Annotated in this window: 1 pseudogene; it reads right to left on the bottom strand. The window is 52.2% G+C overall.

The window, feature by feature from the left end:
* A pseudogene (locus tag ACTHUR_RS20830) lies at positions 1-260 on the bottom strand (hypoxanthine-guanine phosphoribosyltransferase); the annotation flags it as partial.
* Between the last annotated feature and the right edge of the window lie 188 nt (positions 261-448).

Raw genomic sequence — 448 nt, 5'->3', positions numbered from 1 at the left:
CCTGCGAGTTTGTCTCCGTAGCGGGAAACGTGGACGTAGTCAAAGTCCAAAGGAAAGCGCAACAGCGGCAGCAGCTGCCCGGTAAACACCACCGCGCCACCCATTACCGGCAGGAGCAGGGGGTATTTGTCGCCCAAGTCGCGGGTAATGTCGTCGGCAACTTTTTGCAAGGCTGCGCGGCATTGTTCTTGGTCAAACAGCAAATCGGCATTGTCCAGCATGGCTTGGGTTTCAAGGCGTTTGGTTTCTAAGTCGGTCATGATAGATCGTGTTGAGTGCGGTTAAAAACAAATTATATAGCGGATTCAATCAATTTTCGATACAAGGCGTGGCAATAGTGTAGTGAAAGTGAAGGGAGCTTGAGCCAGCCACGTTCAGACGGCCTTTTGCCCTTCTGCTTCGTCCACCAGCAAAAATGCCGTCAAAGCCAAAGCGGTCAATACCGCCG

It is taken from the genome of Neisseria sp. P0021.S007 (assembly GCF_051956855.1).
This window is presented reverse-complemented; position numbering and strand designations above follow the sequence as displayed.